The organism is Micromonospora sp. NPDC049903, from assembly GCF_044460945.1.
Lineage (GTDB): Bacteria > Actinomycetota > Actinomycetes > Mycobacteriales > Micromonosporaceae > Micromonospora.
In genome coordinates, this window is sequence record NZ_JBITKL010000001.1 from 437,800 (window position 1) to 450,657 (window position 12,858).

At 71.2% G+C, this 12,858-nt stretch carries 10 protein-coding genes; 7 read left to right on the top strand and 3 right to left on the bottom strand.

From position 1 onward, the window contains the following. Positions 1-305 precede the first annotated feature (305 nt). Positions 306-1,892 carry a methylmalonyl-CoA mutase gene (locus ACIBO1_RS02005; RefSeq protein ID WP_396740712.1) on the bottom strand — a complete coding sequence of 529 codons (1,587 nt, stop codon included), beginning with the start codon at positions 1,890-1,892 and terminating at the stop codon, positions 306-308. A gap of 207 nt (positions 1,893-2,099) precedes the next feature. On the opposite strand from ACIBO1_RS02005, the gene ACIBO1_RS02010 reads away from it, so the two are divergent. The 4 genes from ACIBO1_RS02010 (at position 2,100) to ACIBO1_RS02025 (ending at position 7,295) form a co-directional block, all read left to right on the top strand. Next, positions 2,100-4,223, top strand: coding sequence for a serine/threonine-protein kinase (locus tag ACIBO1_RS02010; protein ID WP_396740713.1), 2,124 nt, complete (start codon positions 2,100-2,102; stop codon positions 4,221-4,223). A gap of 66 nt (positions 4,224-4,289) precedes the next feature. Then, on the top strand, positions 4,290-5,999 hold the full coding sequence (locus tag ACIBO1_RS02015; RefSeq protein WP_396740715.1) for a phospho-sugar mutase: 1,710 nt from the start codon (positions 4,290-4,292) through the stop codon (positions 5,997-5,999). A 215-nt stretch (positions 6,000-6,214) separates the two neighbouring features. Next, the gene (locus ACIBO1_RS02020) at positions 6,215-7,099 is read left to right on the top strand and encodes a helix-turn-helix domain-containing protein (protein ID WP_396740717.1); all 885 of its coding nucleotides are present in this window, start codon (positions 6,215-6,217) and stop codon (positions 7,097-7,099) included. Next, on the top strand, positions 7,092-7,295 hold the full coding sequence (locus tag ACIBO1_RS02025) for a DUF397 domain-containing protein (RefSeq protein WP_396740719.1): 204 nt from the start codon (positions 7,092-7,094) through the stop codon (positions 7,293-7,295). Before ACIBO1_RS02020 ends, ACIBO1_RS02025 begins: the two co-directional genes overlap by 8 nt. A 212-nt stretch (positions 7,296-7,507) precedes the next feature. On the opposite strand, the gene ACIBO1_RS02030 is transcribed toward ACIBO1_RS02025, so the two are convergent. Continuing rightward, the gene (locus tag ACIBO1_RS02030) at positions 7,508-8,182 is read right to left on the bottom strand and encodes a GPP34 family phosphoprotein (protein WP_176092542.1); all 675 of its coding nucleotides are present in this window, start codon (positions 8,180-8,182) and stop codon (positions 7,508-7,510) included. A 79-nt stretch (positions 8,183-8,261) separates the two neighbouring features. Then, positions 8,262-8,894, bottom strand: a complete 633-nt coding sequence (gene upp / locus ACIBO1_RS02035) for a uracil phosphoribosyltransferase (RefSeq protein ID WP_396740720.1) — start codon at positions 8,892-8,894, stop codon at positions 8,262-8,264. A 132-nt stretch (positions 8,895-9,026) separates the two neighbouring features. On the opposite strand from upp, the gene deoC reads away from it, so the two are divergent. Genes deoC through ACIBO1_RS02050 form a run of 3 tightly spaced genes read left to right on the top strand, consistent with a single transcriptional unit; the run spans position 9,027 to position 12,239 of the window. After that, a complete protein-coding gene (deoC, locus tag ACIBO1_RS02040) occupies positions 9,027-9,986 on the top strand; it encodes a deoxyribose-phosphate aldolase (protein WP_396692499.1) in 960 nt (319 codons plus the stop codon). Positions 9,987-9,991: 5 nt separating this feature from the next. Beyond that, on the top strand, positions 9,992-11,422 hold the full coding sequence (locus tag ACIBO1_RS02045; RefSeq protein ID WP_396740722.1) for an aldehyde dehydrogenase family protein: 1,431 nt from the start codon (positions 9,992-9,994) through the stop codon (positions 11,420-11,422). Next, entirely contained in the window at positions 11,415-12,239 is an 825-nt protein-coding gene (locus tag ACIBO1_RS02050) for an aldehyde dehydrogenase family protein (protein ID WP_396740723.1), read from the top strand. Before ACIBO1_RS02045 ends, ACIBO1_RS02050 begins: the two co-directional genes overlap by 8 nt. Positions 12,240-12,858 lie beyond the last annotated feature (619 nt).

The following is a 12,858-nucleotide window of genomic DNA, read 5'->3' on the forward strand; positions in this document are numbered from 1 at the left end:
ACAGCAGGTAGATCGCGTTCGTACGCAGTCATCCGCCCCCCACCTCCTACAACGCGTAATCGGCGTCTCGGGCGGAGAATCTTGTCGAAACTCGTCGCCCGTCGTTCCGAATTGTCGCATTAGTCGGCGCGATGAACTGACGGTACGACAATTACCCGACCACCCACGGCGATCAGCACCGGTGGACGTTCACACGTCCGGACGGCCGCCGACCGCACAGGGTGTGCGTCAACGAGATCATTCGGGCGGAGTACCCGGAGACGGCCGCTTCGACACGTACAGCGACCGTGAGAGTGGCGAGCGGCTCAGAACCGGTCGGTCGGGCGGTAGACGCCCCACACCTCGCGCAGCGCCCCGCACACCTCGCCGACGGTGGCCCGCTCGCGCAGGGCGGCCTTCATCGGATAGAGCACGTTGCCGGTGCCCGAGGCGGCCTCCCGCAACTCGTTCAAGGCCCGCTCGACGACCGCGCCGTCCCGCCCGGCGCGCAGCTTGGCCAGCCGCTCGCCCTGCGCCGCCTCGATGGCCGGGTCGACCCGCAGCGGCTCGTACGGCTCCTCGGCGTCGATGGTGAAGCGGTTGAGCCCGACCACCACCCGCTCGCCCGAGTCGATTTCCTGCGCGATCTGGTACGCGGACTGCTCGATCTCACGCTTCTGGAAGCCCGCCTCGATGGCGTCCACCGACGACCCGTACTCGAAGACCCGACCCATCAGCGCGTCCGCCGCCGCCTCGATCTCGGCGGTCATCGCCTCCACCACGTACGAGCCGGCGAACGGGTCCACCGTGGCGGTCAGGTCCGTCTCGTACGCGAGCACCTGTTGGGTCCGCAGCGCCAACCGGGCCGCCTTCTCGGTGGGCAGCGCGATCGCCTCGTCGAAGCTGTTGGTGTGCAGCGACTGCGTGCCGCCGAGCACCGCGCCCAGCCCCTGTACCGCGACCCGGACCAGGTTCACCTCGGGCTGCTGGGCGGTCAACTGCACGCCCGCGGTCTGGGTGTGGAAGCGCAGCATCATCGACTTCGGGTTCTTCGCCCCGAACTCGTCGCGCATCAAGCGGGCCCAGATCCGCCGGGCCGCCCGGAACTTCGCCACCTCCTCCAGCAGCGTGGTGCGGGCGACGAAGAAGAACGACAGCCGGGGCGCGAAGTCGTCCACGGCCAGCCCGGCGGCGATCGCGGCGCGGACGTACTCGACGCCGTTGGCCAACGTGAAGGCGATCTCCTGCACCGGGGAGGCGCCGGCCTCGGCCATGTGGTAGCCGGAGATCGAGATGGTGTTCCACTTCGGCACCTCGGCCCGGCAGTAGCCGAACGTGTCGGCGACCAGGCGCAACGACGGCTTCGGCGGGAAGATGTAGGTGCCCCGGGCGATGTACTCCTTGAGGATGTCGTTCTGGATGGTGCCGTTGAGCGCGGCGCCCGGCACCCCGTTCTCCTCGGCGACGAGCTGATAGAGCAGCAGCAGCACCGAGCCCGGCGCGTTGATCGTCATCGAGGTGGAGACCTTGTCCAGCGGGATGCCGTCGAAGAGCAGCCGCATGTCCTCGATGGAGTCGATGGCGACCCCGACCTTGCCGACCTCGCCCGAGGCGATCGGGTCGTCGGAGTCGTACCCCATCTGGGTGGGCAGGTCGAACGCGACCGAGAGACCCATGGTGCCGGCCCGCAACAACTGGTGGTACCGCGCGTTGGACTCGGTGGCGGTGCCGAAGCCGGCGTACTGACGCATGGTCCACGGGCGGGAGGTGTACATGGTGGGATAGACCCCACGCGTGTACGGGTACTCGCCGGGAGCGCCCAGCCGGGAGTCCAGGTCACCCGGCAGGTGCTCCGCCGTGTAGACGCCCTCGATCGGGAAGCCGGACTCGCTTGACCGCCGCCGTTCGCTCATCACCGGATGGTAGGACGAATGTGCTGGTTACTGGGTGAGGGATAGCGCACAGTCGGCCCTCCGGAGGCACCACCCAACGTGAGGGCCTGCACACGTACCGTTCCGGACGGTAAACGTCCGCCGCGCCGGGTTTCGCATCGGGCGTCTGAACCAGCAAGATAGGGAGGTTGTGTCCCAGCCCCCTCGACTTCCCCCGGTGGCTTTTCTGTGACTCAGATCCCGACGTGGAGCGGCGGACCAGTCAGCACCCCCACCAACGGCCGCGCGACACCCGGCACCGTCATCGGTGACCGGTACTCGTTGCGTTCGACGGTGGGCAACGGTGGCATGGGCACGGTCTGGCGGGCCACAGACACACTTCTGCGGCGCGACGTGGCGGTCAAGGAGGTCGTCCTGCCGCCCGGCCTGGCGCCCAGCGACCGCGACGCGATGTACGAACGCACCCTGCGCGAGGCCCGCGCGGCAGCCGCCATCGCCCACCCGGCGGTGGTCCAGGTGTACGACGTGGTCACCGAGGCCGGACGCCCGTGGATCGTGATGGAGCTGCTGGACGCCCGCAGCCTCGCCGACATGGTGATCGAGGACGGGCCGATCGCCCAGCGGGTGGTCGCCAAGATCGGCATCGCACTGCTCGGCGCACTGGAGGTGGCCCACGCCATCGGGGTGCTGCACCGCGACGTCAAACCGGCCAACGTGCTGATCTGCTCCGACGGCCGCTGCGTGCTGACCGACTTCGGTGTCGCCCGGATGCCCACCGACGTGCAGCTCACCACGCCGGGGATGGTGCTGGGCTCGCCGCACTTCATCTCGCCCGAGCGGGCCATGGGTCAGGAGTTCGGCCCGCCCAGCGACCTTTTCTCCCTCGGCGTGACGCTCTACACCGCCGTGGAGGGTCGGCCGCCCTTCGACCGGGGTGACCCGATCGAGACGATGCACGCGGTGGTCGAGGACCCGCCGGCCCCACCGCAGCGCAGCGGCCCGCTGACCCGGGTGCTGATGGGCCTGCTGGAAAAGGACCCGGCCCGTCGGCTCGACGTGCACACCGCCCGCGCCATGCTGCGCGAACTGCTCGCCGGCCCGCTGAGCAGCACCGCCTCCGCGGTCAACTCGATGACCGACCCGTACTCTGTGGTGCCGGTGCCGCAGCAGTCCGCGCCGATCACCGCGCCGGTCGCCCCCGCCAAGAAGTCCACGTCCGCGAGTGAGATCGGCGGCCGGGCGATGCTCGCCCCCGGTGAGTCGCTGACCGACCGGCTGGCCGCGCTGAGCCGGGGTGAGCGCCCCGGCAAGGCCGCCGCCACCAGTGCCGCCGCGATGGAGGACACCAGCGCCGACGCGTTGGCCCGTCCGGGTCAGCAGAACGCCGCCTCGTCCGCCGGCCGCACCTACGGCGGCGGGGCCGAGACGACCCAGCGCATCGGCGGTGCGGAGGCCACCCAGCGGATCGGCGGCGCGGACGCCACCCAACGCATCGGCGCCGACGCCACCCAGCACATCGGCGCGAACGCCACCCAGCGCATCGGCGCGGACGCGACGCAGCACATCGGTGCCGGGGCGTACGGGTTCGGTGCCCGGCCGGAGGCCACCCAGCAGCTCGGCGGCGACTACGGCGGTCGCTGGCCGGCGGCACCCCGGCAGCCGTACGGCGCACCACCACCGCCCGCCGGTGGGGGCGGCGGCACGCTCGACAAGGCCAAGGTCGCAGGTGCCCGCGCGGTCGAGACCGTGAAGGGCTGGCCGCGCAAGGTCCAGCTCGCGGCGGCCGGTGGCCTGGTGCTGGTCCTGCTGATCGGCGCGGTGGCGCTCTCCGGCGGCGGCGGTGACCCGCCCGTCACCGACCCGGTCGCCGGGCCGGGCAACTCCTCGGACGAGGGGGAGCCGGTCGAGATGCAGGAGCACTCGGCGCGCGGCGTGCAGATGCTCGTGCCGAAGGGCTGGAAGCGGACCGCTCCGGCCGGCGCCGTCTACATCGACTACACCGACCCGGACGACAGCGGTCGCCGGGTCCGCATCCTCAACGAGAAGTGGGCCGGCAGCTCGACCCGCTGGGCGCAGAGTGCGGAGAACAACCTCAGGACCCGGTCGAACTCCTGCGCCAAGCCGTACACGCAGATCTCGATGGCGGACAAGGAACTGGCCGGCAAGCCGTCGGCCGAGTTCGAGTACACCTGCGGTGACGGCGAGGCCAGGCGGCACGGTGTCTGGCACGGGGTGGCCCACGAGGGCCGGATCTACTCCTTCTATCTGACCGTCAGCGACGCCCGGTTCGACGAGAGCAAGCCGATCTACGACGAGATGCTCAAGTCGTTCCAGCTCACCTCCGCCGGCTGAGAGCGACCGGTCGCTCTCAGCCGGGGAGCCGTCCCCGGTGATCCGCCGCCGTGCTATCAAGAGGCAATGGCGGCGGAGACCACTGACATCGACACCATCCGCGAGCAGGCTCAGCGCTGGCTCGCCGACGACCCCGACCCGGCTGACCAGGCGGAACTGCGAGCGGTGCTCGACCGGCTGCCGGACAGCGCCGCCGAGCTGGCCGACCGCTTCGCCGGGCCGCTGACCTTCGGCACGGCCGGGCTACGCGGCCCGCTGCGCGCCGGCCCCAACGGCATGAACCTCGCCGTGGTCACCCAGGCCGCCGCCGGGCTGGTCGCCTGGCTCGCCGCCGAGGGCGGCACCGGCCCGCTGGTGATCGGGTACGACGCCCGGCGCGGCTCCCGCGCGTTCGCCGAGCAGACCGCCCGGGTGGCCACCGGGGCGGGACGTCCGGCCGTGCTCCTCCCCCGCCCGCTGCCCACTCCCGTCCTGGCGTACGCGGTGCGGCAACTGGACGCGGTCGCCGGAGTGATGGTGACGGCGAGCCACAACCCGCCGCAGGACAACGGCTACAAGGTCTATCTCGGTGCCGAACTGGGCGGGGACTCCGGCGCCGGGGCGCAGATCGTGCCGCCGGCCGACACCGGCATCGAGGCCGCCATCCGGGCGGTCGGCCCGCTGACCCGGGTGCCGCTCGGTCCCGCCGGGCAGGTGCTCGGTGACGACCTGGTGGCCGGGTACGTGTCGCGGGCGGTGCAGGTGGTGCCGCCCGGCGGCCCCCGGGACCTGACGGTGGCGTACACCCCGCTGCACGGCGTCGGCGCGACGGTCCTCACCGCCGCCTTCGCCGCCGCCGGTTTCCCGACCCCCGGGGTGGTGCCGGAGCAGGCCGAACCGGACGCCGACTTCCCGACCGTCAGCTTCCCCAACCCGGAGGAGCCGGGCGCGGTGGACCTGCTGGTCGCGCTCGCCGACACCACCGGCGCGGACCTCGCCATCGCCAACGACCCCGACGCCGACCGCTGCGCCGTGGCGGTCCGGACCCCGGGCGGCGCGCTCTCTGCCCCCTTCGCGGGTGGGACGAGCGGCGCAGCGGGCTGGCGGATGCTGCGCGGGGACGAGGTCGGGGTGCTCCTCGCCGACCACCTGATGCGGCGCGGCGTGACCGGCCTGTACGCCACCACCATCGTCTCGTCGTCGCTGCTGCGGGCGATGTGCACCGCCCGGAACCTGCCGTACGGCGAGACGCTGACCGGGTTCAAGTGGATCGTGCGGGCCGGGGACGGCTCCCCGCCGCTGGCGTTCGGCTACGAGGAGGCGCTCGGCTACTGCGTCGCCCCCGACCACGTACGCGACAAGGACGGCATCACCGCCGCGCTGACCGTGGCCGAGTTGGCCGCCGACCTCAAGACCCAGGGCCGTACGCTCACCGACCGGCTGGACGAGTTGGCCGCCGAGTTCGGCGTCCACCACACCGATCAACTCTCGGTCCGCGTCGACGACCTGCGTCTGATCGCCGACGCGATGGCCCGGATCCGGGCGGCCACTCCGGACATGCTGCTCGGTCAGCCGGTCACCGAGGCAGCGGACCTGCTGCCCGAAGCGGACGTGGTCATCCTGCGTACCGGGGCGGCCCGGGTGGTGATCCGGCCCTCCGGCACCGAGCCGAAGCTCAAGGCGTACCTGGAGGTGGTGGAACAGGTCGCCGACGGTGACGTCGCCGCGGCCCGGGCTCGCGCGGCGGCGGCCGTCGGCGAGTTGCGGCTGGAGGTTGCGCGGGCTTTAGGGATGTAAGGAAGGGCACCTTACTAACGCCTCGTGCATAGCAGGGGACCCCTCCTAACACCCGAGCACAATCACCGAGCGCTACCGCTTGCCTGCATTGCGCGTCGACAAATAGCATCACTCCATCAACCATCGCCATTTCCGCATCCGGCGGAAACGAGCTCGCAATACGTTTCCTCGATGACGGGGATTGGTTGCATTCTGGAACTGAGGAGTGTTGCACGGTGCATGCAACGAACGGTTCAACCGTCCCGCGACGGCAGCTCGGCAGGCTGCTCACCCAACTGCGGGTCGATGCCCGGGTCAGCATCGAGGCGGCAGCCGACCGGCTCGACTGCTCGCGACAGAAGATCTGGCGGATCGAGCGCGGCCTCTCCCCGGCCAGGGGCCCGGACGTGCGCGTACTCTGCGAGCTTTACCAGGCAACACCCGACCAGGCGAGCGTGCTGGTCGGGCTCGCCGAGGTCAGCAAGGCCGAGGGGTGGTGGCACGCGTACGGCCGCTCCATCCCGGCCTGGTTTTCGCTCTACGTCGGGCTGGAGAATGTGGCCAGCGGTATGCGGTACTACAACGCCGAGCTGGTGCCGGGAATCCTGCAAACCCCCGAATACGCCACCGCCCTCTTCCTACTCAACCGGCCCGACTTAGGCGAGGAGGAACGCAAGAAGGTGGTGAACTTCCGAATCCAGCGACAGGGGCTGCTCACCCGGCGGCTCCCACCCGCCCCGGAGCTGACCGTGATGCTCAGCGAGGCGGTGCTACGCCGCCCGGTGCCCGGCCGAGCGGTGATGGCCGGGCAACTCCGGCACCTGCTGGCCGTCGGGCAGCGGCACAACATCTCGATCCGCATCCTGCCGCTCGCCGCCGGCCCACCGCTCGCCGCCGAGGCGGGCACCTTCGTGCTGCTCGACTTCCCGGAGGCCCTGCTCGGCGGCCCGACCGAACCGCCCACCGTCTATGTCGAGGGGCTCACCGGCGCGCTCTATCTCGACCAGCCGCACGAGTTCGCCGCCTACGTGCGGGTCTGGCGGGGGCTGGAATCCGTCGCGCTCGGGGAGGGACAATCGATGGAGTTGATCGATGCCATCCTGGGAGAGTGCTATGAGTGACCTGACCGGCGCGACGTGGCGCACCAGCACCCGCAGCGGCACCAACGGCGGCGAGTGCGTCGAGGTCGCCGACAACCTGCCCGGCGTCGTCGGCATCCGCGACAGCAAGGACCCGACCGGCCCGGCACTCACCGTCACGCCCACCGCCTGGTCCGCCTTCGTCACCGCCGTCCGCACCACCCACCTGTCCCACTAACCCCTAACCCCTCGCCCCACGTCCGGCGTCCGGCGTCCGGCGTCCGGCGTCCGGCGTCCGGCGTCGATCATGGAGTCGTGGCAGCCGCAGATGTGGACGTATCAACACAAACGTGCGACCACAACTCCATGATCGGCGCGCAGGGCAGCGGCGAGGCACGGCGACGGCGCACAGGGCACGGCGACGGCGCGCAGGGCGGCGGGGCGGGCGGGTCAGCGACGGGGGCCGAGAGCGGCCTGGACGGCGCGGCCGAGGGCGGCTACCACCAGGCCGACCGAGGGGCGGACCACGGAGCTTTCCAGGCCCACCTCGCCGGAGAAGCCCGCTCCACTGGCGATCTCCTCCAACCGGCGGAGGGCCTCGGTGGCGTCCTCGCCGGTCGCTCCCAGCGCCGATTCCATCCGGAGTACGGCGACCAGCGTCGCCAGGGCGGCGGTCCGCTCGTCGGGTGCTTCACCGGTCAGCGCGGCAGCGAGCCGTTGGCGGGTCTCCGCCTCCACCGAGGGGTCCAGCACCGGGTAGCGGTGCACGTGGATGAAGCCCATCTCCGTCTCGTCGACGTCTCGGACCACCCCGTGTGCGCACAGGTCACCGAGGACCTTGTCACGCAGACCGTGCCGCAGCCGCTGCACCCAGGAGGACGGGCTGTGCGGCGTGTCCGCCGCGATCCGGGACAGCACGTCGTCGGTGATCGGCTCGCCCGTCGGTGTCGCGTCGACCACCGTCAGAGCGCCTTCGGCGTACGCGATCCGGCCCGCCAGGGCCAGCTCGATCAACACGGCGGCGGCCATGCCCAGGTCGAGGCTGATCCGGGGCATGGTCGCCTTGCCGGTTTCGTCGTCGTACGCCAGCAGGAGCAGTTCCTCGGCGAGCGGAACACCAGTCATGGCCCGAGACGGTAGCCGCTCGATGCCACCGCCCGCACGACAAACCCGCCACCACGAGCGTGGGACGACGACGGACGGATCAGAACCGGGGCATGCCGCCGAACTGGCGGTCCCCGGCGTCACCGAGACCCGGCACGATGAACATGCTGTCGTTGAGACCGTCGTCGATCGACGCGGTGACCAGACGCAGCGGCAGGCCGGACCGCTCCAGCCGGGCGATGCCGGCCGGTGCGGCGAGTACGCAGAGCACCGTGATGTCGGTGCAGCCGCGCTCGGCCAGCAGCCGGCAGCAGTGCTCCAACGAGCCACCGGTGGCCAGCATCGGGTCCAGGACCAGCACCGGCAGGCCGCTCAGGTCGCGGGGCAGCGACTCCATGTAGGCGCGCGGTTCGAAGGTCTCCTCGTCCCGGGCCAGCCCGACGAAGCCCATCGACGACTCCGGCAGCAGCCCCAGCGCGGCGTCGGCCATGCCGAGACCGGCGCGCAGCACCGGCACCAGCAGCGGCGGGTTGGCCAGCCGGGTGCCCTCGGTGCCGGTCACCGGGGTCTGCACCGGGTACCGCTCGATCGGGAAGGAGCGCGCGGCCTCGTACACCAGCATGGTGGTGAGTTCGTGCAGCGCCGCCCGGAACGAGGCGGAGTCGGTCCGTTCGTCCCGCATGGCGGTCAGCCGGGACTGGGCGAGCGGATGGTCAATGACGTGTACGTCCACGATCGCTCAACCTACCCGCCCCGGACTCGGACGCGCGGGCCCCGGCCCGGAGCAGCGACGTCGCTCACCCGGGACGCCCGCCCGCCATCATGATCAAGATCGGGTGGCTCCCGCCTGCGTAGACTTCGGCGCATGACGGCGACAGCGACGTCGGCCCGGTCGGACCTCTCCGAGCTGGGACGATCCGAGACCGCTCTGCGGACCTTCCTGCACGGCCTACCGGGCGTGGATCAGGTCGGCGCGGAGCAGCGGGCAGCCCAACTCGGCACCCGCTCCATCAAGACCACCGCCAAGGCACAGGCGATCGACCTCGCGATCCGAATGGTCGACCTCACCACGCTGGAAGGCGCGGACACCCCCGGCAAGGTACGCGCGCTCGCCGCCAAGGCGCTGCGTCCCGACCCGGCCGACCCGTCCTGCCCACACGTCGGCGCGGTCTGCGTCTATCCCGCGATGGTTCCCCACGTGGCCGAGGTGCTGCGCGGGTCTGCCGTGCACCTGGCCAGCGTGGCGACCTCGTTCCCGTCCGGCCAGGCGCCCTTGGAGATCAAGCTCGCCGACACCCGGGCCGCCGTCGAGGCGGGCGCCGACGAGATCGACATGGTGATCAACCGGGGCGCGTTCCTGGCCGGTCGCTACGCCGAGGTGTACGACGAGATCGTGGCGACCAAGGAGGCCTGCGGGGACGCCCACCTCAAGGTGATCCTGGAGACCGGCGAACTGGCCACCTACGACAACGTGCGCCGCGCCTCCTGGCTGGCGATGCTGGCCGGCGGCGACTTCATCAAGACCTCCACCGGCAAGGTTCCGGTCGCGGCCACCCTGCCGGTGACGCTGGTCATGCTGGAGGCGGTCCGCGACTTCCGGGCCGCCACCGGTCGGCAGGTCGGCGTGAAGCCGGCCGGCGGCATCAAGACCACCAAGGACGCCGTCAAGTACCTGGTCATGGTCAACGAGACCGTCGGGCCGGACTGGCTGGACCCGGACTGGTTCCGCTTCGGCGCGTCCAGCCTCCTCAACGACCTGCTCATGCAGCGCACCAAGCTGACGACCGGTGTCTATGCCGGCCCCGACTACTTCACCCTGGACTGAACGCGATGTTCGAATACGCACCCGCCCCCGAGTCGCGCTCGGTGGTGGAGATCAAGCCCTCCTACGGCCTGTTCATCGACGGCGCCTTCGTCGACCCGGCCGACGGCGGCAGCTTCAAGTCGATCAGCCCCTCCTCGGAGGAGGTGCTCGCCGAGGTCGCCGAGGGCGGCAGCCAGGACGTGGACCGCGCCGTCCGCGCCGCCCGGAAGGCGTACGAGAAGGTCTGGGGTCCGATGCCGGGCCGGGACCGGGCCAAGTACCTGTTCCGGATCGCCCGCCTCATCCAGGAACGCTCGCGTGAGCTGGCCGTGCTCGAGTCGCTGGACAACGGCAAGCCGATCCGGGAGTCGCGCGACGTCGACCTGCCGCTGGTCGCCGCGCACTTCTTCTACTACGCGGGCTGGGCCGACAAGCTGGAGCACGCCGGCTTCGGCGCGAACCCACGGCCGCTCGGCGTCGCCGCGCAGGTCATCCCGTGGAACTTCCCGCTGCTGATGCTGGCCTGGAAGATCGCCCCGGCCCTCGCCGCCGGCAATACGGTGGTGCTCAAGCCCGCCGAGACCACCCCGCTGACCGCGCTGCTCTTCGCCGAGATCTGCCAGCAGGCCGACCTGCCGGCCGGTGTGGTCAACATCGTCACCGGTGCCGGGGAGACCGGCCGGGCCCTGGTCGAACACGACGGCGTCGACAAGGTCGCGTTCACCGGCTCCACCGACGTCGGCCGGGCCATCGCCCGCGCCGTCGCCGGCAGCCGCAAGAAGCTCACCCTGGAACTCGGCGGCAAGGCCGCCAACATCGTCTTCGACGACGCCCCCGTCGACCAGGCGGTCGAGGGCATCGTCAACGGCATCTTCTTCAACCAGGGGCACGTCTGCTGCGCCGGTTCCCGGCTGCTGGTCCAGGAGTCCGTCGCCGAGCAGGTGCTGGAATCGCTCAAGCGCCGGATGGCGCTGCTGCGCGTCGGTGACCCGCTGGACAAGAACACCGACGTCGGTGCCATCAACTCCGCCGCCCAGCTCGCCCGGATCCACGAGCTGACCGAGGCCGGCGCCGCCGAGGGCGCGCAGCGCTGGTCACCGCCGTGCGAACTCCCGGACCGCGGCTTCTGGTTCGCGCCGACCATCTTCACCGGCGTCACCCAGGCACACCGGATCGCCCGCGAGGAGATCTTCGGCCCGGTGCTGTCCGTGCTGACCTTCCGCACCCCGGCCGAGGCCGTGGAGAAGGCCAACAACACGCCGTACGGGCTCAGCGCCGGAATCTGGACCGAGAAGGGTTCCCGCATCCTGTGGATGGCCGACCGGCTGCGCGCCGGAGTCGTCTGGGCCAACACGTTCAACAAGTTCGACCCCACCTCGCCGTTCGGCGGCTACAAGGAGTCGGGCTACGGCCGCGAGGGCGGCCGGCACGGGCTGGAGGCGTACCTCAATGTCTGAGCGGGTCGCGGTACGCAAGACGTACAAGCTCTTCATCGGCGGGAAGTTCCCGCGTAGCGAGTCGGGACGGTCGTATCTCGTGCAGGACTCCAACGTGTCGCTGGCCTCCCGCAAGGACGCCCGGGACGCCGTAGTCGCCGCCCGCGCCGCCGTGAAGGGCTGGGCCGGGGCGACCGCGTACAACCGGGGTCAGATCCTCTACCGCGTCGCCGAGATGCTGGAGGGCCGCCGCGACCAGTTCATCGGTCTCGGCGTACCCGCCGACGAAGTCGACGCCGCCACCGACCGCTGGGTCTGGTACGCGGGCTGGTCCGACAAGCTGCCGCAGGTGTACGGCGGTGCGAACCCGGTCGCCGGCCCCTACTTCAACCTCTCCGCACCCGAGCCGACCGGCGTGGTCGCCGTGGTGGCCCCGGCCAGCCCGGCCCTGCTCGGCCTGGTCAGCGTGATCGCCCCGGCGATCGTCACCGGCAACACCGTCGTGGTGGCCGCCTCCCCGGAAGCGCCACTGGCCGCGATCACCCTCGCCGAGGTGCTCGCCACCTCCGACCTGCCCGGCGGCGTCGTCAACATCCTCACCGGGCGGCTGCCGGAGACCGTACCCACGCTGGCCGCCCACATGGACGTCAACGCGATCGACCTGACCGGGGTCACCGACGCGGACCTGGCGGTCGACCTGGAGATCAAGGCCGCGGAGAACCTCAAGCGGGTGCTCCGTCCGGTGGGCTCCGGGCACGATTGGTCCGCTGATCCGGGGCTGGGGCGGATGACGGCGTTGCTGGAGACTAAGACTGTGTGGCATCCCAAGGGGGTGTGATTCCTCTTCTCGCTGTGGAGGTTTCCGGGGGGAGCCCACCCGCTCCGGGCGGTCAGGCTTGATCCCTGCGCGGGTGGGCTCCCCCCGGAAACCTCTCGTGGACGCGGTCCGAGGGTCGGTGGCGGCTTTCGGGGTGCCCGCCTTTCGCTGGGTCACGGGTCAGCAGGGCGAGTGGCGGGTGTTCTCTTGCACGCCTCGTGCACGCCTGGCGCGCCCTCGCGCACGCTTGGCGCACGTCGCGCTCGCTTGGCGTCGGAGGTGGGCGGTGGGTGGTGGGCGGTCAAGATCTGCGCAACTTCTTGGATGTTGCTGTGTCGGGGTGGTCGGGAGGCAGCAGTTTCCAGGAAGTTGTGTCGACGCCGAACGCGGACCCGGACGAATGAGCCGGACGCGAGCCGGACGCCGGGCGCGTAAGCGGGATGCGGACCGGATGCGCAAGCCGGACCGGGGCACGGCCCGACAGCCGACGCGGAACGCGGACGACCGGCGCCGGACGGCAGACCCGTAGCGGGGGCGGACGCCGAACGCCGGACGCCAGCCACGTAAGCCGAACGGCCAATGCGGGACGCAGACGACCGACGTGGGACGCGGACGCTAGACCGGGAGCGGGAGCGGGAGC

What these genes read in the sequence shown, in the direction of transcription:
- ACIBO1_RS02005 (WP_396740712.1), bottom strand. Translation starts at nt 1,892, where the DNA reads ATGAGCGAACGGCGGCGGTCAAGCGAGTCCGGCTTCCCGATCGAGGGC.
- ACIBO1_RS02015 (WP_396740715.1), top strand. Translation starts at nt 4,290, where the DNA reads ATGGCGGCGGAGACCACTGACATCGACACCATCCGCGAGCAGGCTCAG.
- ACIBO1_RS02025 (WP_396740719.1), top strand. Translation starts at nt 7,092, where the DNA reads ATGAGTGACCTGACCGGCGCGACGTGGCGCACCAGCACCCGCAGCGGC.
- ACIBO1_RS02030 (WP_176092542.1), bottom strand. Translation starts at nt 8,182, where the DNA reads ATGACTGGTGTTCCGCTCGCCGAGGAACTGCTCCTGCTGGCGTACGAC.
- deoC (WP_396692499.1), top strand. Translation starts at nt 9,027, where the DNA reads ATGACGGCGACAGCGACGTCGGCCCGGTCGGACCTCTCCGAGCTGGGA.
- ACIBO1_RS02045 (WP_396740722.1), top strand. Translation starts at nt 9,992, where the DNA reads ATGTTCGAATACGCACCCGCCCCCGAGTCGCGCTCGGTGGTGGAGATC.
- ACIBO1_RS02050 (WP_396740723.1), top strand. Translation starts at nt 11,415, where the DNA reads ATGTCTGAGCGGGTCGCGGTACGCAAGACGTACAAGCTCTTCATCGGC.